The 18,613-nt window shown below is 69.0% G+C and carries 14 protein-coding genes, 1 pseudogene and 1 riboswitch; of the genes and pseudogenes, 9 read left to right on the top strand and 6 right to left on the bottom strand.

Features of this window, described 5'->3' with window-relative positions; translation table 11 throughout:
* The 4 genes and pseudogenes from ACWDR3_RS31280 to ACWDR3_RS31265 form a co-directional block, all read right to left on the bottom strand.
* Nucleotides 1–242: pseudogene (locus tag ACWDR3_RS31280) on the bottom strand (glycoside hydrolase family 3 protein); the annotation flags it as partial.
* 9 nt (nt 243–251) lie between these two features.
* A complete protein-coding gene (locus ACWDR3_RS31275; RefSeq protein ID WP_450355927.1) occupies nt 252–1,109 on the bottom strand; it encodes a carbohydrate ABC transporter permease in 858 nt (285 codons plus the stop codon).
* Nucleotides 1,106–2,092, bottom strand: coding sequence for a carbohydrate ABC transporter permease (locus ACWDR3_RS31270; protein ID WP_450355926.1), 987 nt, complete (start codon nt 2,090–2,092; stop codon nt 1,106–1,108). Before ACWDR3_RS31270 ends, ACWDR3_RS31275 begins: the two co-directional genes overlap by 4 nt.
* Before the next feature lie 75 nt (nt 2,093–2,167).
* Nucleotides 2,168–3,451, bottom strand: coding sequence for an extracellular solute-binding protein (locus ACWDR3_RS31265; RefSeq protein WP_450355925.1), 1,284 nt, complete (start codon nt 3,449–3,451; stop codon nt 2,168–2,170).
* Nucleotides 3,452–3,772: 321 nt separating this feature from the next.
* On the opposite strand from ACWDR3_RS31265, the gene ACWDR3_RS31260 reads away from it, so the two are divergent.
* The 5 genes from ACWDR3_RS31260 (at nt 3,773) to mctP (ending at nt 9,074) form a co-directional block, all read left to right on the top strand.
* The gene (locus ACWDR3_RS31260; RefSeq protein WP_123997833.1) at nt 3,773–4,537 is read left to right on the top strand and encodes a GntR family transcriptional regulator; all 765 of its coding nucleotides are present in this window, start codon (nt 3,773–3,775) and stop codon (nt 4,535–4,537) included.
* 159 nt (nt 4,538–4,696) lie between these two features.
* Complete coding sequence (locus ACWDR3_RS31255) at nt 4,697–6,841, top strand: carbon starvation CstA family protein (protein ID WP_450355924.1); 2,145 nt, start codon at nt 4,697–4,699, stop codon at nt 6,839–6,841.
* Complete coding sequence (locus tag ACWDR3_RS31250; protein WP_450355930.1) at nt 6,825–7,013, top strand: YbdD/YjiX family protein; 189 nt, start codon at nt 6,825–6,827, stop codon at nt 7,011–7,013. Before ACWDR3_RS31255 ends, ACWDR3_RS31250 begins: the two co-directional genes overlap by 17 nt.
* 181 nt (nt 7,014–7,194) lie before the next feature.
* Nucleotides 7,195–7,449: a DUF3311 domain-containing protein gene (locus tag ACWDR3_RS31245; protein ID WP_450355923.1), complete on the top strand. Its 255-nt coding sequence runs from the start codon at nt 7,195–7,197 to the stop codon at nt 7,447–7,449.
* Complete coding sequence (gene mctP / locus ACWDR3_RS31240) at nt 7,446–9,074, top strand: monocarboxylate uptake permease MctP (RefSeq protein ID WP_450355922.1); 1,629 nt, start codon at nt 7,446–7,448, stop codon at nt 9,072–9,074. Before ACWDR3_RS31245 ends, mctP begins: the two co-directional genes overlap by 4 nt.
* Before the next feature lie 56 nt (nt 9,075–9,130).
* On the opposite strand, the gene ACWDR3_RS31235 is transcribed toward mctP, so the two are convergent.
* Nucleotides 9,131–9,367 (bottom strand): hypothetical protein, encoded by a 237-nt coding sequence (locus ACWDR3_RS31235; RefSeq protein ID WP_450355921.1) that lies wholly within the window; start codon nt 9,365–9,367, stop codon nt 9,131–9,133.
* Nucleotides 9,368–9,526: 159 nt separating this feature from the next.
* A complete protein-coding gene (locus ACWDR3_RS31230; RefSeq protein ID WP_450355929.1) occupies nt 9,527–13,336 on the bottom strand; it encodes an nSTAND1 domain-containing NTPase in 3,810 nt (1,269 codons plus the stop codon).
* Nucleotides 13,337–13,621: 285 nt separating this feature from the next.
* Between ACWDR3_RS31230 and ACWDR3_RS31225 the strand changes: the two genes are divergently transcribed.
* The 4 genes from ACWDR3_RS31225 to ACWDR3_RS31210 all read left to right on the top strand — a co-directional run bounded on the left by ACWDR3_RS31225 (nt 13,622) and on the right by ACWDR3_RS31210 (nt 18,567).
* Entirely contained in the window at nt 13,622–14,293 is a 672-nt protein-coding gene (locus tag ACWDR3_RS31225) for a CHAP domain-containing protein (protein WP_450355920.1), read from the top strand.
* 74 nt (nt 14,294–14,367) lie between these two features.
* Nucleotides 14,368–14,874: a GNAT family N-acetyltransferase gene (locus tag ACWDR3_RS31220; RefSeq protein WP_450355919.1), complete on the top strand. Its 507-nt coding sequence runs from the start codon at nt 14,368–14,370 to the stop codon at nt 14,872–14,874.
* A 64-nt stretch (nt 14,875–14,938) separates the two neighbouring features.
* Nucleotides 14,939–15,067: riboswitch (cobalamin riboswitch) on the top strand.
* A gap of 123 nt (nt 15,068–15,190) precedes the next feature.
* The gene (locus ACWDR3_RS31215) at nt 15,191–17,554 is read left to right on the top strand and encodes a ribonucleoside-diphosphate reductase subunit alpha (RefSeq protein WP_450355918.1); all 2,364 of its coding nucleotides are present in this window, start codon (nt 15,191–15,193) and stop codon (nt 17,552–17,554) included.
* Nucleotides 17,554–18,567 carry a ribonucleotide-diphosphate reductase subunit beta gene (locus tag ACWDR3_RS31210; RefSeq protein ID WP_450355917.1) on the top strand — a complete coding sequence of 338 codons (1,014 nt, stop codon included), beginning with the start codon at nt 17,554–17,556 and terminating at the stop codon, nt 18,565–18,567. Before ACWDR3_RS31215 ends, ACWDR3_RS31210 begins: the two co-directional genes overlap by 1 nt.
* Nucleotides 18,568–18,613: the final 46 nt, after the last annotated feature.

Raw genomic sequence — 18,613 nt, 5'->3', positions numbered from 1 at the left:
ACGTCGCCGCCCTCTTCGTCGATCGCCACGAGCACGTCGTCGCGTTCGGCGCGCAACTGGGCCGTCAGCGCGGTGACTTGCTCGGGGGTGGCGATGTTGCGGCCGAACAGGCCGACGGAGGCGAGGCCTTCACCGAGCCTGCGCAGCACCCAGTCGGGCGCGGTGGTGCCCGTGAAGCCGGGCTGCAGGACGGTCAGGGCATCGCGCGTCAGGGTGTCCGCGCCGTGGGCGAGAGTCGTCATCGGGGGGCGTTATCCCTTCACGGCGCCAGCGGTGAGACCCGCGGCCATCTTGCGCTGGACGAGGAGGAAGAGGACCACGATCGGCACGGCCATCATGGTGGCGCCGGCCATCATCGGCGCGTATTCGGTGCCGTGCTTCGTGGTGAAGTTGCCGAGCCAGACGGTCGCCGTCTGCTTCTCCTGGCTGAGCAGCATCAGGGCGTAGAGGTACTCGTTCCAGGCCTGGATGAAGCCGTAGACCGAGGTGGCGACCAGGCCGGGGGCCAGGAGAGGGAAGACGACCCTGACGAAGGCGCCGGTGCGGGAGCAGCCGTCGACCATCGCGGCCTCCTCCAGCTCCTTGGGGATGTTGACGATGAAGCCGCGCAGCGTCCACACCGTGAAGGGCAGGATGAAGGTCAGGTAGGTGAGGATCAGGCCGGAGAGCTTGTCGTACTGACCCAGGTCGTTCAGCAGCAGGAAGACCGGGATGATCATGGCGACCAGCGGGACCATCTGCACCGCGAGGATGCCGACGATCACGATCTTGCGGCCACGGAAGGCGAACCGGGAGATGGCGAGCGCGGCCAGCAGGCCGACGACGATGCCGATCGCGACGACCGTCAGGGAGACGATGAGGCTGCGGCCGACCGGGCCCCAGAAGTCGGCGATGTCCAGCGCGCGGTCGAAGTTGGACAGGGTGAAGCCGGTGGGCAGCAGGCTCGGGTCCGGGTCGATGGCGTCCTTGGCCGGCTTGATCGCCGTGTTGATCATCCAGTAGACGGGGAAGCCCGCGACGAGGAAGACCAGGAGGCCGAGAATGTTCCAGCCGGCCTTCGACCGGCCCTGCCGGTTGCGGCGGCGGCCCGCGGAAGCGATGGCGCTCATTCGACCTCTCCGATCTTGAGCATCTGGCGCATGTACACGGCGACCACACCCAGCAGCAGTACGACGGTGATCAGGGCGATCGCCGAGCCCTGCCCGTAGTCGTTGACGACGAAGGCACGGTCGTAGGAGTAGGTGGTCAGGATCTGGAACTCCTGCTCGGGGTGGCCGTTGCGCATCACGAAGACCTGCGGGAAGACGCCCATGTCCCAGATGACCGACAGGGTCGTGAGCATCACGATGATCGGCTTGAGGATCGGCAGGGTGACGTAGCGGAAGACGCTGAACGCGCCCGAGCCGTCGAGGCGGGCGGCCTCCTCCAGCTCCTTGGGGACCTGAGTCAGACCCGCGCTCAGCGTGATGACCACGAACGGGACGGCTCCCCAGACCACCAGGAGCATGATCACGGCGAGGCCCTGCGGTCCGCTGGCGAACCAGTTGTGGCCGATCAGCTCGACGCCGGGCAGCTTGCTGAGCATCGCGTTCAGGACGCCGTAGTCGGCGTCGAAGAGCCACTTGAAGACGGTGGTGGCGACGATGATCGGCATGCCCCAGCTTGCCACCAGGGCGATGTTGACCAGGGTCTTCACCCAGCCGGAGACCTTCTGCAACAGCAGCGCGATCAGCATGCCGGCGACCATCGTGAAGATGACGCAGCCGGCCGCGAAGATCACGGTACGGAGGACGACCTGCCAGAACTCGCCGTCGCTCAGCACGTTGGTGAAGTTGTCGAACCCGACCGACTCGGCCGGCTGGAAGCCCCACAGCTGGGACTGCCCGAACTTCTGGAACGACAGGGTGACCAGGCGGACCAGCGGATACCCCATGACCAGGATGAGGATCAGCAGGCAGGGCGCGAGCAGCAGCCACGGCGTCCCGGCTCCGCCGTTCGTCCGCTTTCTCCTCGGCCGGTCCGGTACGTCCGGTGGTGGTGCCTGGCGCGGGGTCGGCACCTTGGCAGGGGTGGTCGTGTCTGCGGCACTCATCGCGCGCTCCTCAGCGGTCCCTCAGGTCGTACGAGGAGCAGGGCCCCGTCCCCCGGACGAGGCCCTGCTCTCAGGTCACTTGGTGTTGATGACCTTGTCGATCGCGGCGTCCGCTTCCTTAGCGGCGTCCTCGACCGACTTCTTGCCGGTGCCGATGCTCTGCAGCATGGTCTGCAGGACCTGGGCCTTCTCGACCTGACCCCAGCCGGGTGCCATGGGCACGAACCAGCTGGACTCGGCCGCGGTGGCCGGGACCTCGGTGGCGGGGTCGGACTTCAGGGGGGCGAGGTCGGTCTTGTTGTTGGGCAGGTTGCCCTTGGCGATCAGGCCCTTCTGGCCGGTGGTGCCGGTGAAGGCGTTGATCCACTCGGCGGCGACGCCCTGGGCCTTCGACTTCACCGGGATAGCGAGGTCGGAGCCGCCCAGGAAGACCGGCATGTTCTTGCCGGACGGACCGGGCATCACGAAGTTCTCGAGGTTGTCCTTGAGCTTGCCGGTCTTGTCGTTCTTCGGGTCGGCCGCGGTCGCGCCTTCCCAGGCCGCGCCGAAGATCATGCCGGACTTGCCCTGGCCGTAGACGATGTAACGGTCGGACTCGTCCTTGGTCTTGTCACCGTGCATGTACTTGTCGATGACGTTCTTGAACTCGGTGAGGCCCTTGATGGACTCCGGCGAGGAGAGGTTGGCCTTCCACTGGCCGCCGTCCTCCTTGGCGATGGAGCCGCCGGCGTCGTAGACGTAGGACATGGCCGCGTACCAGTCACGGGTGGGCTGGTACCAGGCGGAGAACTTGTCGCCCTCCTTCTTCTGCACCTTGTCCAGCGCGGAGGTGAGCTCCGCGTACGTCTTCGGCGCGGCCTTGACGCCCACCGAGGCGAACAGGTCCTTGCGCCAGTTGCCGACGCGTCCACCCGCGTAGTACGGCACGCCGTAGGTCTTGCCCTGGTACTCCACCGAGGCCTTGAGGCCGTCCAGCCACGCGGAGGAGTTGTCGAACTTCGCCGCGTCCACCGGGGCGAAGGCGCCCTTGACCATGTAGGACAGCATCTCGGTGTTGCCCATCTCGACCACGTCCGGCACCTTGTCGGTGGCCAGGACCGCGTCGAGCTTGGTGTTCTTGTCCGGCCAGCCGTAGTACTCGTGCTTGATCTTGATGCCGGGGTGCTTCTTCACGATCGCCGCGTCGGCGGCCTTCACCAGCTCGGGCCAGTTGTTCTGCGCGTCGACGGTGAGCCAGACGGTCAGCGACTTGACGTCCGCGCTGTCCGACCCCTTGTCCTTGCTGTCACTGTCCCCGCATGCCGCGATGGAGACCATCATTCCCGCGATACCGATCGCGGCTATCAGCTTGCGCTTCACGCCACCCTCCTCAGGGATGCCACAAACCCCCCTGGCCTCCCCGCATCGCGTTAGGCCGGGACCTGGACCAGTGGTGTAGACCAGTACCGGGAGCTTGGACCAGACCAGATGCCCTGTCAAGGGTGCTCGAAACCGCCCTGACCAGCCGTTATGGGACCTACATATGCAGGAACCTTTAAGTAAGAAGGCAGCGAAAACCCTGGCCCCGGAGTACGCTCCTCCGCTAGACCACTTGGCTCTGTGGACTAGACCAAAACAGGTGGCGACGGTATACAGAGGGGATCACGAAACGAGCCGCATCCGGAGCCGGGAAGGCAGAGCATGAGCACCGACGTCAGCAGTGCGGAGAACGAGGGTGGGGCGACCGTCCGTACCGCGCGCGTGCCCAAGTACTACCGCCTGAAGAAACACCTGCTCGACATGACGGAGACGCAGACGCCCGGTACGCCGGTGCCGCCCGAGCGGACCCTCGCGGCCGAGTTCGACACCTCGCGCACCACCGTCCGCCAGGCCCTTCAGGAACTGGTCGTCGAGGGACGCCTTGAGCGGATCCAGGGCAAGGGCACCTTCGTCGCCAAGCCCAAGGTCTCGCAGGCGCTCCAACTCACCTCGTACACCGAGGACATGCGCGCCCAGGGCCTCGAACCCACCTCGCAGCTCCTGGACATCGGCTACATCACCGCCGACGACCGGCTCGCCGACCTGCTGGACATCACCACCGGCGGCCGGGTGCTGCGCATCGAGCGGCTGCGCATGGCCAACGGCGAGCCGATGGCCATAGAGACCACCCACCTCAGCGCCAAGCGCTTCCCCGCCCTGCGCAGGTCGCTGGTCAAGTACACGTCCCTGTACACGGCGTTGGCCGAGGTCTACGACGTCCACCTGGCCGAGGCCGAGGAGACCATCGAGACCTCGCTGGCCACCCCGCGCGAGGCCGGCCTGCTCGGCACCGACGTCGGCCTGCCGATGCTGATGCTCTCCCGCCACTCGCTGGACCGGGACGAGCAGCCGGTGGAGTGGGTGCGGTCGGTGTACCGCGGCGACCGCTACAAGTTCGTGGCCCGCCTCAAGCGCCCGCAGGACTGAACCGGTAACTCGACAGACCGAACGGGTAACTCGCCAACTCGCGCCACTGAGCCGGTCGCGACTTGCGACAGCGCACACCGCGTGGTGCACGCGGTGTAGCGCAACTCCCTTTCCTGCTCTACGTTCCTCCCGTCGCCGCATGGACGGGAGGACATCCCAGTGCGTACCGCGAACGTCCGCTCCATCGCCATCTGGACCCTTGTCGCGCTGATCGGTGCCACCGGCTGGTCCGTGCTGGCGCTCTCCCGGGGCGAGGACGTCTCGGCCGCCTGGATGGTCGCCGCCGCCCTCGGCACGTATGCCATCGCCTACCGCTTCTACGCGAAGTTCATCGTGCAGAAGGTGCTCAAGGTCGACGGCACGAGGGCCACCCCGGCCGAACGCCTCGACAACGGCATCGACTTCCACCCCACCGACCGGCGCGTCCTGCTCGGCCACCACTTCGCCGCGATCGCCGGCGCGGGCCCGCTGGTCGGTCCTGTGCTCGCCGCGCAGATGGGCTATCTGCCCGGCACGATCTGGATCATCGCCGGGGTGGTCTTCGCCGGCGCCGTCCAGGACATGGTGGTGCTGTTCTTCTCCACCCGCCGCGACGGCAGGTCGCTGGGGCAGATGGCCCGCGAGGAGATCGGCCCCTTCGGCGGCGCGGCGGCCCTGATCGCCGCCTTCGCCATCATGATCATCCTGCTCGGCGTGCTGGCCCTGGTCATCGTCAACGCCCTCGCCGCCTCCCCGTGGGGCACCTTCTCCATCGGCATGACCATCCCCATCGCCCTGCTCATGGGCTTCTACTTGCGGGTCCTGCGCCCCGGCCGGATCGCCGAGGTCTCCCTGATCGGCGTGGGCCTGCTGCTGCTCGCCCTGGTCGCGGGGCGCTGGGTCGCCGAGTCCTCGTGGGCCGACACCTTCACCCTCGCGCCCTCGACCCTGGTGGTCTGGCTGGTCGCGTACGGCTTCATCGCCTCGATCCTGCCGGTCTGGATGCTGCTCGCGCCCCGCGACTACCTCTCCACCTTCATGAAGATCGGCACCATCGCGCTGCTCGCCCTCGGCGTGGTCATCGCCCTGCCGACGCTGAAGATGGACGCCGTCACCGACTTCGCCAAGCACGGCAACGGCCCGGTCTTCGCCGGCTCGCTCTTCCCCTTCGTCTTCATCACCATCGCCTGCGGGGCGCTGTCAGGCTTCCACGCGCTGATCTCCAGCGGTACGACGCCGAAGATGATCCAGAAGGAGACGCAGGTCCGGATGATCGGCTACGGCTCCATGCTGATGGAGTCCTCGGTCGCGATCATGGCGCTGCTCGCGGCGAGCATCATCGACCCCGGTCTGTACTTCGCGATGAACGCGCCGGCCGGGGTCATCGGCACCACCGTGCAGAACGCCTCGCAGGTGGTGGGGAGTTGGGGCTACCAGATCTCGCCGGACGCGCTCGCCCGGGCGGCGCAGCGGGTCGAGGAGTCGAGCCTGCTCTCCCGCACCGGCGGCGCGCCCACGCTGGCCGTCGGTGTCTCGGAGATCTTCTCCAAGGTCACCGGCGGGAGCCTGCGGGCCTTCTGGTACCACTTCGCGATCATGTTCGAGGCGCTGTTCATCCTGACCGCGCTCGACGCCGGCACCCGGGTCGGCCGGTTCATGCTCCAGGACATGCTGGGGAACCTGTATCGGCCGTTCAGGAACGTGAGTTGGAAGCCCGGCCTGGCGCTGACGAGCGCGATCGTGTGCGCGCTCTGGGGGTACTTCCTCTGGGTCGGCGTCCACGAACCCCTCGGCGGGATCAACCAGCTCTTCCCGATCTTCGGCATCTCCAACCAGCTCCTGGCCGCGGTCGCCCTCGCCGTCTGCACCACCCTGCTGGTCAAGTCCGGCCGCCTCAAGTGGGCCTGGATCACCGGGATTCCGCTCGCGTGGGACGCCACGGTCACGCTGACGGCGAGCTGGCAGAAGGTCTTCTCCAGCGACCCGCGGGTCGGCTTCTTCAAGCAGCGCCAGGTCTTCCAGGACGCGATCGACTCCGGCAAGGTGCTGCCGCCCGCCAAGACCATGGACGACATGCACACCGTGGTCACCAACTCCACGGTGGACGGCGTCCTCACGGCAGTCCTGGCGGTCCTGATCATCGTCGTGATCGCGGACGCGGCCCGCGTCTGCGTCCGCCATGTCCGCCGCCCGGCCCTGTCCACGCTGAGCGAGTCGCCGTACGTCGAGTCGAAGCTCACCGCCCCGGCCGGCCTGTTCCCGACCCGGACCGAGAAGGAGGAGGAACGCCGTGCGGCCGTCGGTACCGCTGCGCCGGGCGATTAGAGGAGTGCGCTGGTACGTGCGTGAGCTGACCGACGAGTCGGCCTACGACCGGTACGTCACGCACGTACGGAAAGACCATCCGGACGCGGCATTGCCGTCCCGGCGGGAGTTCGAGCGGATGCGCACGGACCGTCAGGAGGCGGACCCCAGGCAGGGCTTCCGCTGCTGCTGAGGAGCGTGCGGGGGCCTCGTACGGGCCCCTGTTGGGCCATCTGTCGGGCTTTCACAGAATCGACATACCGATATGCGGACGAGGTCTTCCGCATCCGTGACACCGTGACCTACATTGCCTGCGCGTTACCCAGGTGATCACAGGCGATCCCTGGTGGCCAGTGAGGGGACGGAGCCGCGGAATGTCAGATGTACCCGAAGTGAAACCGCCGGTGGTGACACCGGTCCGCGTGGTGATCGCCCTCTGTCTGATCGCCCCGTTCGTGGCGATGCTCTGGGTCGGCTCGTACGCCAAGATCGACCCGACGTTCATCGGCATCCCCTTCTTCTACTGGTACCAGATGCTGTGGGTGCTCATCTCCACCGCGCTGACCATGACCGCGTACCAGCTGTGGCAGCGTGACCAGCGCGCCCGCACGAAGGGTGCCGCCAAGTGAACGACGGCGTGAACGGCGTAGCGCTCGCCGTCTTCATCTTCTTCTTCGTGGCCGTCACGGTCGTCGGCTTCCTGGCGGCCCGCTGGCGCCGGGCCGAGAACGAGGCCAGCCTCGACGAATGGGGCCTGGGCGGACGGTCGTTCGGCACCTGGATCACCTGGTTCCTGCTCGGCGGCGACCTCTACACGGCGTATACGTTCGTGGCGGTCCCGGCGGCGATCTACGCGGCCGGCGCGGCCGGCTTCTTCGCGGTGCCGTACACGATCCTCGTCTATCCGCTGATCTTCACCTTCCTGCCCCGCCTCTGGTCGGTCTCGCACAAGCACGGCTATGTGACGACGTCCGACTTCGTGCGCGGCCGGTTCGGCTCGAAGGGCCTCTCGCTCGCGGTGGCCGTCACCGGCATCCTGGCGACGATGCCGTACATCGCGCTCCAACTCGTCGGTATCCAGGCGGTCCTGGACGTGATGGGCGTCGGCGGCGGCGAGGACACCAACTGGTTCGTGAAGGACCTCCCGCTGCTGATCGCCTTCGGCGTGCTGGCGGCGTACACCTACTCCTCGGGGCTGCGCGCGCCCGCGCTGATCGCGTTCGTGAAGGACACGCTGATCTACATCGTCATCGCGGTCGCGATCATCTACATCCCGATCAAGCTGGGCGGCTTCGACGACATCTTCGCCAAGGCCGGCGAGGCGTTCGCGCAGACCAACCCGGCGACCGGCGCACCGCGCGGCGCCCTCGCGCCGGCCGAGGCGGGTCAATGGACGTACGCCACCCTGGCGTTGGGCTCCGCGCTGGCGCTCTTCATGTACCCGCACTCGATCACCGCGACGCTCTCCTCCAAGAGCCGTGAGGTGATCCGGCGCAACACCACGATCCTGCCGCTGTATTCGCTGATGCTCGGCCTGCTGGCGCTGCTCGGGTTCATGGCCATCGCGGCCGGAGTCAAGGTCAGCAACGGGCAGTTGGCGATCCCGCAGCTGTTCGAGGACATGTTCCCGGACTGGTTCGCGGGCGTGGCCTTCGCGGCGATCGGCATCGGCGCGCTCGTGCCCGCGGCCATCATGTCCATCGCGGCCGCCAACCTCTTCACCCGCAACATCTACAAGGACTTCATCAACCCGGAGGCGACCCCGGCCCAGGAGACCAAGGTCTCCAAGCTGGTGTCCCTCCTGGTGAAGGTGGGCGCCCTGGTCTTCGTCCTCACCATGGACAAGACGGTAGCCATCAACTTCCAGCTGCTGGGCGGCATCTGGATCCTGCAGACCTTCCCGGCCCTGGTCGGCGGCCTGTTCACCCGCTGGTTCCACCGCTGGGCGCTGCTCGCCGGCTGGGCGGTCGGCATGATCTACGGCACGGCCGCCGCGTACGGCGTCGCCTCCCCGACCCAGAAGCACTTCGGCGGCTCCTCCAAGGAGATCCCGGGCATCGGCGAGATCGGCTACATCGGCCTCACGGCGTTCGTCCTGAACGTGGTGGTGACGGTGGTCCTGACCTTCGCCCTGAAGGCACTGAAGGCCCCGGAGGGCGTGGACGAGACGCAGCCGGGCGACTATACGGCGGATGCGGGTGACCCGGGCGTGGAGGTGGAACTGCCGCCGGCTACGGCGGGGACCTCGCACTAGCTGGTGGGCTTACCTGTGCAACGGGCCGTCGGAGAAGATCCGGCGGCCCGTTCGCGTCACCGGCTGTCCCGGTTTCCGCTCCGCACCAACTGCCAGAGCGCGCAGAGCGAGCTGACCGCCGCGGCCAGAGCCTGCACCGACACGGGAGACACCGTGGCCGCGACCACCGTGCCGACCGTGATCAGCAGAAGGAACAGCGGGAAGGCCTTGCGTCGGCGGAACGGCCTGGCGCGGGACGAACTCGGGGGCGGGACATCCGAGATCCCGGGGTCCGGGTCGGGGGCATGGGACATCGCAGGGCTCATTTCAGCCGGTCGTCACAGGGTGAGGCGCTCTCCGGGAGTCCGGGGCGGCGCACTCAACGTAGCCGCGGGACCGAGCCGTTCGGGGCAAAGGGCGAGGTTGCCGCGTTGCCATCACAGGCGACACACAGGCAACCTGTCCGCCCCCGCTCACCGACAGGGGCGGGTGTCGGCGCCCGAGCCGTCGAACGCCCGCCACCCGTCCAGGCTTCCCGGCCCCAGGAGCCTGCAGATCCCGGTCAGGGCCCGGGCCGGATCCAGGTCCCACCGGCGCAGAGTGCCGTCCTCGTTGGCGCTGAGCACGGCCCGGCCGTCCGGCGTGAACACGGCACCGCGCACCTCACCGACGGGACCGCGCAGGGCGGCGTACGGCTGCCAGGCACCATCGGCGGCGCGCTCCCAGACCCGTACCGAACCGTCCCGCGAGGCGCTGACCAGCCGCCTGCCGTCCGGCGAGAAGGCGACCCGCAGGACCGGGGCGGTGTGTCCGTACAGTCGGGCGACGGTCTTGCGGGTGTGCGTGTCCCAGATCTCGACGACGTGGTCCCGGCCCGCCGAGGCGAGCAGCCGGCCGCTGGGATCGAAGGCGACGTCGAAGACGGAGTCGGGACTGATGCGGGGGTAGGGGCTGACCACCTTCAAGCCGGGCCAAGTGCGCAGGGTGAGGGTTCGGTCCTGTCCGCTGGAGGCGAGAAGACCGCCACGCGCGGAGGTGAGGGCGATGCCCCATACGTTCTCCGCCTTGCGGGAGGCCAGCAGGCGCCGGGTCTTCAGGTTCCAGACCCGCAAGTAGTCGTCCCAACCCCCGGTCACCAAACGGGTGCCGGTGCCGTCGAAGGCGACGGCCAGGACCTCACGCCCGGACCTGGGCAGCTCGGTCAGCCGTTCGCCGGTGTCCGTGCGCCAGACGGTGGTCGTGTGGTCCATGCTCGTCACGGCGAGGAGGCTGCCGGACGGGTTGTAGGCGAGGTCCGTGATCTCGCCCTCGGCCGCCCGCCAGGTGAGCCGTGGCTTTCGGGCCCGGCCGTCCCAGAGACTGACGGTGCCCGCGCTGTCGCCGGTCGCGTAGCCGTCGCGGAAGCCGCCAAGTGCGGTGAAGGCCTTGGCGCCGGTACGCACCGGGCTGTCGGCCAGCCGCCACAGCCGGAGCGTCCCGTCTTCTCCCCCGGTGACCAGGGTCGCCCCGTCCGGAGACAGGGCGACGGCGTTGACCGGACCCGCGTTGCCCATCAGGGTGATCGGCAGGTCGGCGGGCCGACCGAGATCGCGGACCTGAGCCGTGTTGTCCTGCGAACCGCTGACCAGGGTGCCGTCGCGGCCGACCGCCACGTCCATGACGGAATCGGTGTGCGTCTCGTACGTACGGATCCGCCGCTCGGCGCGGACGTCCCAGACGCGTACGGTGCCGTCGAAGCCGCCGCCGACCAGTTCGCGGCCGTCTGCGGTGAAGGCCAGGGCGCGCACCGAGCGCGTCGGATGGTCGTGCAGCCGTGCGACGGTCCGACCTCTGCGGGTGTCGAAGAGCAGGACGCTGCGGAACGACTGGTCCGTGCCCGACTTGTCGCTGCCGCCGCCCGTCGCGAGAGTGCGGCCGTCGTCGGTGAACGCGACGGCTCGGATCGGGCCCGGCGCGTCCTCGCCCCCGGGTTCGGCGGTCCAGTCGAGGCGGGCCTGGGGCATCCGCCACATCCGGATCCGCCCGTCGCCGCCCGCGGTGACCAGACGGCTTCCGTCGGGCGAGAACGCGACGCGCATGTCGGCGTCCTCGTCGGCGGGATCGCCACCTCCCCGGAGCAGGGGCCGGGCCGGTCCCTTGCCGCCGAACAGCCACACCGATCCGTCGTCGTAACCCGCGGCCAACTGCCTCCCGTCCGCGCTGAAGGAGAGCGAGTCGACCTGGCCCGCCGTGATTGAGGGGCGTTTACGGGATCGCACGTGTGCGGCCGTCGGGTCCTGGGACCGCCGCCACTCTCGGATGTCCCCGTCGTCACCACCCCACGCGATGGTGCCGTCCTTCGCCCAGGTGAGTGCGGATACCGGAGTGTCCGCGTCGATGATCCGGCTGTTCCAGATCATCGACGCACTGCTCAGGAGGGCACCTCGGCTGTCCGCCGATCGGTCCTCCTCGTACGCGGCCGCGGCCAGTCGCATGGATGCCTCGGGATTGCTCTCCCCCAGGGCGGACGCCTGGTTGGCCAGCGCCTTGGCATGGGAGGTCCGCTCCTCCGTCTCCGTCGCCCGCTGCTTCGCGCTCATGACGACGACCACAGCAGCCAGCACCACCAGGGCGATCCCCAGAGCCAGCAGTTGAAGCACCCACCGCCGCCGCCGCACCCGCCGCCGCTCCCGCTCCCGGCTCGCCGCCAGGAACTCCCTCGGCAGCGGGCCGAGTTCGTCCTCGTGCTCGTCCGCCCAACGGACGGAGTCAGCCAGTTGAGCGCCGGCCAGCAGCAGGGCATGGTCGCGTCGGGCGTCCTGCCACTGCACGGCCGCTTCGGACAGCCCCCGGCCGACCCTGCCCATCAACTGGTCGTGCGTGATCCACTGTCGTACGAGGGGCCAGGACGCGAGCAACGCCTCGTGGGCGACCTGGACGGTGACCTCGCCGCCGGGTTCGGCGTGGACGGTCAGCAGCCTCTCCCTTACGAACGCCTCCAGGACGGCGGCGACTTCGGCCTCGTCGCCCGGCAGCAGGTCGAGCAGCCGGGCACGGCTGATGCGCCGACGGGTGGTGTCGTGCAGGTCGTCACGGCGGCCGAGGCGCACGAAGGCATGCTCGGCGATGCGCTGCCCACGGGCGTCGAGTTGCCCGTAGACCTGGTCGGCGGAGAGGGAGAGGGCCCGTCGGATACCACCGGACTTGCGGTAGGCGGCGGCGGTGAGGCGGTTGCCCTCGCGGTGCATCCAGGTGACCCGGAGCGCGTGGGAGAGCAGGGGCAGCGCACCCGGCGCGCAGCCCTCGTCGTCGGCGAACGGATCGGACAACGCGCCCAGTTCGTGCAGCAGGACCTCGACCAGCGCGTCGTCGACGACCAGGCCGGCCTCCTCGCCGGGCTCGGTGATCACTTCCCGCAGTTCCACCTCCGTCATAGGTTCGAGGAGGAAGGGAGCCGCGCGCAGGGCAGCGGTGAGCCCGGGGTGGGTCAGGCAACGGCCGTAGAAATCGGCGCGCATGCCGAGCACCACGAGGACGACGGGTTCGCCCGCGCCGTCACGGAGCGCGGTCAGCTCACACAGCAGGTCGAAGAAGGCCCGCCGCTGCCCAGGGTCCTGGCACTGCGCGAACGCCTCCTCGAACTGGTCGACGAGGACCAGGGTCCGGTAGGGCCGTTCGGCCGGCCGCTCCCCCGGTCGCGGGTCCGCCGCACGCAGCAGGTCGGCGAAGTCCCCGGCGGATGAGCGTACAGCGGCGAGCGTGCGGTCGGGGTCGGTGCGCAGGCGGGCGGTGACAGCCTGCGCGAGCCGGTCCAACGGCTGCTCGCCCGGGGTGAGTTCGATGACCGGCCAGTCCTGTGAGCCCGGCAGCCGGCCGGCCGCGAGGGCGCCCATGAGTCCCGCCTTGAGGAGCGAGGTCTTGCCCGCGCCGGACGGCGCCACCACGACATAGGGGCCCTGGTCGGGAGCCCGCCGGTCGAGACCCTCGATCAGGGCGCCGACGGCAGCGCCTCGACCGCGGTAGAGATGAGCCCAGGCGGCCGTGTAGGCGGCGAGGCCGCGGAACGGACAATCGCCTTCCGGGCTGCGGGGGGTGGGGAGCTTACGGCCGCTGCGTACGACTTCCCGCTCGTGGAGGGCGATGAGCCGGCCGTCGGTGCCGAAGTACGTGTCCAGGGCCTGGGCGAGAGTGGCACTGCCCGGTGCCCGGCCGTTCTCGACGCGACTGATGTGGGCCTTGTCGTACTTGACCTTCGTACTCAGCGCGTCCTGGGTCAGACCGGCCGCCATCCGGCGCCGCCGCACCTCGGCGCCATAGCCGGCTGCCTTGCCGTTTCCTGATCCGTCCGGCCGGTCGGCGTCACCGTCCCCGCCTGTTGCCGGTTGCCCCTCGCTTCGGCAACCGGCAACCCCCTCATCGGCCTCGTCGAACTCTGATCGCACCTGCTACACCTGTCGTCACATCGTCGCATTCCGGAGTCGGCAACCTACCCGGAGTGACGGCGCGTTCAGCGGGCGCGGCATCACATGCGAGAACGCGAGTTGTGCGCCGCGCCCCTTATCCCTTCACCCACCACCCCGGAGGAATCCGTGCGCCACCATGCCCTGCACAGCCTGATCGCGGCCGCCCTGCTCGCCGTCCCCGCCCTCGTCTGCGCTCCCGCGACCGCGTCCACCGCCCCGGCCACATCGGCCGCCCGCCCGAACTCGGCGCCGAGTCCCCTCCGTCAGGCCATCGTGGACCGCGCCAACACCGCTCTCACCACCGCGCACCGCTACAAAGCGACCCCCAACGGCCCGGTCAGGCTGAGCACGCCCGGCGACTCCGGACACGACAACTACCTGGGCGGCAAGAACCTCAACGAGTACAACGGCTTCAACGGAGACGCGTGGTGCGGCTACTTCGCCCGCGCGATGTGGGCCAACTCGGCCGCGACGCCCACCGACTACAAGTCCTCCCGGGCCTGGGAGACCGGCGTGGGCGACCGGTTCCACCCCTACCGACCCGGACAGCCGCCGCAGCGCGGGGACGTGATCGTGTGGCACAACCACAACAGCCGTGCGCCCAGGGGGCATGTCGCGGTCGTGGTGGCAGTGGGCGGCAGCGACGGCCGCACGGTGACCACCGTCGAGGGCAACGCGGGCCGCGGCTCCGACAGCATCACCATGAAGCAGTACCGCTGGGTAGGCGCCGAGGGACCGAAGCTGCCCGGCCGCAACAACGCCACGCTGAAGGTACGGGGTTACGCCGCCCGCAGCTGAGCCGCACCGGACGAGCGGGCCGTCGGAGAAAAACCGGCGGCCCGTTGTCGTACCCGTCGGGCACACTCGCCCCCATGGACATCGTGATCCGGGCAGCGCACCCCAGCGAATACGAGACCCTCGGCGAGATCACCGCCCAGGCCTATCTCCAGGACGACCTGCTGACCTTCGGGGAGAGCGACTGGTACCTCGGCGAGCTCAGAGACGTGGCCAAGCGGGCGACCGTCGCCGACGTATTGGTCGCCGCGGACGGGGACCGGATCCTCGGCGGGGTCACCTTCGTCACGGCCGGCACGCACATGGCCGAGCGGGCCGGCCCCACCGAGGCCGAGATCCGGATGCTCGCCGTCGACCGGGCCGCCCGCGGCCGGGGCGCCGGCGAGGCACTCGTCCGCGCCTGCGTCGACCGCGCGCGAGCCGCCGAGGACTGCACCGGCATCGTCCTGTCCACCCAGCCGACCATGCGCGCCGCCCACCGCATCTACGAACGCCTCGGCTTCGTCCGCGTCCCGGAGCGCGACTGGAACCCCATTCCGGAGGCCGGCGACTTCGTGCTGCTCACCTATCAGTTGACGTTCTGACACGCTCCGAAGTCGGCGCGCGACACAACATCTAGGGGTGCTACTACAACCCAGCACAAGATGTATGCTCATGCTCGCTGTCGTCGCAGGGGAATCCGGTGCGAATCCGGAACTGTCCCGCAACGGTGTACTCATGCGTGTTCGCACACGTATGGGCGTCAGTCCGAGGACCTGCCGACAGTGCGCCCGACCAAGCCGGTCGGGTGCCATGACGTCCGGGCCTCGTGGAATGGGCCGGGGACGCGACGCCGTCGTGCGTTCGTGGCTGCCCCCTGCCCTCCGCCAGGCCCCCGTGCCCAGCGAGGGAGAGCCCCACGTGACCATCGCGCCAGCCGACCCGGCTTCAGTCACCGCGCCGGAGACCGACGGCCCCGGTACCGCGTTGCTGCGGATCCTGACCGAGCTGACCGCCGACCTCCCCGACGCAGACCCCGGCCGCGTCGCCGCCGCCGCGCTGCGCGGCCGCTCCGCGCAGGCCGACGAGGCCGAACTGCGCGAGCTGGCCACGGAGGCCGCCGCCGGTCTCATCTCGGAGGACCCCGCCTACTCGCAGGTCGCCGCCCGGCTGCTGACCATCTCGATCCGCGCCGAGGCCGCCTCGCAGGGCGTGACGTCCTTCACCGAGTCCGTCGCCGTCGGCCACCGCGAGGGCCTCATCGCCGACCGCACCGCCGAGTTCGTCCGCGTCCACGCGGCCCGCCTCGACGAACTGATCGACCGGCAGGCCGACGACCGCTTCGGCTACTTCGGCCTGCGCACCCTGCACAGCCGCTACCTGCTGCGCCACCCCATCACCCGCAAGGTCGTCGAGACCCCGCAGCACTTCATGCTGCGCGTGGCAGCCGGTCTGGCGGAGGACGACAGCAGGCGTGCGCTCGACGAAGTCGCCTCGCTCTACCGCCTGATGAGCCGGCTCGACTACCTCCCCTCCTCCCCCACGCTCTTCAACTCCGGCACCCGGCACCCCCAGATGTCGTCCTGCTACCTCCTCGACTCCCCGCTGGACGAGCTGGACTCCATCTACGACCGCTACCACCAGGTCGCCCGCCTCTCCAAGCACGCCGGCGGCATCGGCATCGCCTACTCCCGCATCCGCTCCCGGGGTTCACTGATCCGCGGCACGAACGGGCACTCCAACGGCATCGTCCCGTTCCTCAAGACGCTCGACGCCTCCGTCGCCGCCGTGAACCAGGGCGGCCGGCGCAAGGGCGCGGCCGCGGTCTACCTGGAGACCTGGCACTCCGACATCGAGGAGTTCCTGGAGCTGCGGGACAACACCGGTGAGGACGCCCGGCGTACGCACAACCTGAACCTCGCGCACTGGATCCCGGACGAGTTCATGCGGCGGGTCAACGAGGACGGCGTCTGGTCCCTGTTCTCCCCCGCCGATGTGCCCGAACTGGTCGACCTGTGGGGCGCGGAGTTCGACGCCGCGTACCGCAAGGCGGAGGCCGCCGGGCTCGCCCGCAAGACCATCCCGGCCCGCGACCTCTACGGCCGCATGATGCGCACCCTCGCGCAGACCGGCAACGGCTGGCTGACCTTCAAGGACGCGGCCAACCGCACCGCCAACCAGACCGCCGAGCCAGGCCACACGGTCCACTCCTCCAACCTCTGCACGGAGATCCTGGAGGTCACGGACGACGGCGAGACCGCGGTCTGCAACCTGGGCTCGGTCAATCTCGGCGCCTTCGTGGTCGGCCGGGACATCGACTGGGACCGGCTGGACGAGACCGTCCGCACGGCCGTCACCTTCCTCGACCGGGTCGTCGACATCAACTTCTACCCGACCGAGCAGGCGGGCCGCTCCAACGCGAAATGGCGTCCGGTCGGCCTCGGTGCCATGGGCCTCCAGGACGTCTTCTTCAAACTCCGCCTCCCCTTCGACTCCCCCGAGGCCAAGGCCCTCTCCACCCGCATCGCCGAGCGCATCATGCTCGCCGCGTACGAGGCGTCGACGGACCTGGCCGAGCGCAACGGCCCGTTGCCGGCCTGGGAGAAGACCCGCACGGCCCGGGGCGTCCTGCACCCCGACCACTACGACGTCGAACTGACCTGGCCGGAGCGCTGGTCGGCACTGCGGGAACGTATCGCCAGGGTAGGCATGCGCAACAGCCTCCTGCTCGCGATCGCCCCCACCGCCACCATCGCCTCGATCGCGGGCGTCTACGAGTGCATCGAGCCGCAGGTCTCCAACCTGTTCAAGCGCGAGACGCTGTCCGGTGAGTTCCTCCAGGTCAACTCGTACCTGGTCGACGAGTTGAAGAAACTCGGCGTCTGGGACGCCCGCACCCGCGAGGCCCTGCGCGAGGCCAACGGCTCGGTGCAGGCCTTCGCCTGGATCCCGGCGGACGTCCGCGCGCTGTACCGCACGGCGTGGGAGATCCCGCAGCGCGGCCTGATCGACATGGCCGCGGCCCGCACCCCGTACCTGGACCAGTCCCAGTCCCTCAACCTCTTCCTGGAGACCCCGACCATCGGCAAGCTCTCGTCGATGTACGCGTACGCCTGGAAGCAGGGCCTGAAGACGACGTACTACCTGCGGTCGAGGCCGGCGACGAGGATCGCCCGCGCGGCCCAGGCCCAGACCCAAACCCCCATCCCCGTCCAGCAGATCGCCGACCCCGACGCGGTCGCCTGCTCCCTGGAAAACCCCGAGTCCTGCGAGGCATGCCAGTAATGACCACCGAAGCCAAGAACCTTCTCGACCCGGGCTTCGAGCTGACCCTCCGCCCCATGCGCTACCCCGACTTCTACGAGCGCTACCGGGACGCCATCAAGAACACCTGGACCGTCGAGGAGGTCGACCTCCACTCGGACGTCACCGATCTCGCGAAGCTGACGCCGGGTGAGCAGCACATGATCGGCCGGCTGGTCGCGTTCTTCGCGACGGGCGACTCGATCGTGGCGAACAACCTCGTGCTGACGCTGTACAAGCACATCAACTCCCCCGAGGCGCGGCTCTACTTGAGCCGTCAGCTCTTCGAGGAGGCCGTGCACGTCCAGTTCTACTTGACGCTCCTCGACACCTACCTTCCCGACCCGGAGGACAGGGCGGCCGCCTTCGACGCGGTGGAGAACATCCCCTCCATCCGCGAGAAGGCCGAGTTCTGCTTCAAGTGGATCAACGAGGTCGAGAAGCTGGACAGCCTCCAGACCCAGGCCGACCGCCGCCGCTTCCTCCTCAACCTCATCTGCTTCGCCGCTTGCATCGAAGGGCTGTTCTTCTACGGGGCCTTCGCTTACGTGTACTGGTTCCGGAGCCGGGGGCTGCTTCACGGTCTGGCGACCGGCACGAACTGGGTGTTCCGCGACGAGACCATGCACATGTCCTTCGCGTTCGACGTCGTCGACACCGTCCGCAAGGAGGAGCCGGAGCTCTTCGACGACCAGCTCCAGCAGCAGGTGACCGACATGCTGAAGGAGGCCGTCGAGGCGGAGTTGCAGTTCGGGCGTGATCTGTGCGGTGAGGGTCTGCCGGGCATGAACACCGAGTCGATGCGTCAGTACCTGGAGTGTGTCGCCGACCAGCGGCTCCAGCGGCTGGGCTTCGCGCCGGTGTACGGCTCCGAGAACCCCTTCTCCTTCATGGAGTTGCAGGGTGTGCAGGAGCTGACCAACTTCTTCGAGCGCCGCCCGTCGGCGTACCAGGTGGCCGTGGAGGGGTCGGTCGACCTCGACGAGGACTTCTGACGTCAAGTCCTGGGACGGCCCATGGAGCTTCCATGGGCCGTCCATG

This window comes from Streptomyces sp. NPDC001002, assembly GCF_053599215.1.
Note: the sequence above shows the minus strand (reverse complement) of the source record. Positions and strands in the feature narration are given on the sequence as shown.

Excerpts from the sequence above, each read along its gene's own strand:
- ACWDR3_RS31275 (WP_450355927.1), bottom strand. The coding sequence starts at position 1,109 with ATGAGCGCCATCGCTTCCGCGGGCCGCCGCCGCAACCGGCAGGGCCGG.
- ACWDR3_RS31270 (WP_450355926.1), bottom strand. The coding sequence starts at position 2,092 with ATGAGTGCCGCAGACACGACCACCCCTGCCAAGGTGCCGACCCCGCGC.
- ACWDR3_RS31260 (WP_123997833.1), top strand. The coding sequence starts at position 3,773 with ATGAGCACCGACGTCAGCAGTGCGGAGAACGAGGGTGGGGCGACCGTC.
- ACWDR3_RS31245 (WP_450355923.1), top strand. The coding sequence starts at position 7,195 with ATGTCAGATGTACCCGAAGTGAAACCGCCGGTGGTGACACCGGTCCGC.
- ACWDR3_RS31235 (WP_450355921.1), bottom strand. The coding sequence starts at position 9,367 with ATGTCCCATGCCCCCGACCCGGACCCCGGGATCTCGGATGTCCCGCCC.
- ACWDR3_RS31220 (WP_450355919.1), top strand. The coding sequence starts at position 14,368 with ATGGACATCGTGATCCGGGCAGCGCACCCCAGCGAATACGAGACCCTC.
- ACWDR3_RS31210 (WP_450355917.1), top strand. The coding sequence starts at position 17,554 with ATGACCACCGAAGCCAAGAACCTTCTCGACCCGGGCTTCGAGCTGACC.